Annotated in this window: 1 protein-coding gene; it reads left to right on the top strand. The window is 36.3% G+C overall.

The features are described from left to right. Positions 1-152: 152 nt before the first annotated feature. Positions 153-457 (top strand): peptide deformylase (locus V7659_RS30100; RefSeq protein WP_335543690.1); only part of this gene is annotated, 305 nt, incomplete at its 3' end.

A 457-nucleotide genomic window follows, 5' to 3' on the forward strand; every position in this document is an offset into this window, starting at 1 on the left:
ATATTCTACTATATCGACACTTGGTTTGTTTGACAATAACGAGTTTGTGAAAGGGATTCAATTGGAGGGCTTTAATCAAATGTTAACTTTTTATTAATTGTCTGATAGACTAATTATTAATAATTCAGTTTGAGTACAGGAGTGAGTGTTTCATGTTAACGATGGGAGATATCATACGAGATGGCCATCCTTCCCTTAGAAAAGTGGCTGCAGAAGTATCTATGCCGCCCTCTGAAGAGGATAAACAAATACTAAGCAGCTTATTAGAATATGTCATTAATAGCCAAAATCCTGAAATATCTGCACAATACGGTCTGCGCCCAGGAATCGGTTTAGCCGCCCCACAAATCAATGTGTTAAAACGAATGATTGCTGTCCATCTTATGGATGAGACAGGAACTCTTTATAGTTATGCGTTATTTAACCCAAAAATTATTAGCCATTCTGTTGAAAAATC

Source organism: Neobacillus drentensis (genome assembly GCF_036966985.1).
Lineage (GTDB): Bacteria > Bacillota > Bacilli > Bacillales > Cytobacillaceae > Neobacillus > Neobacillus drentensis_E.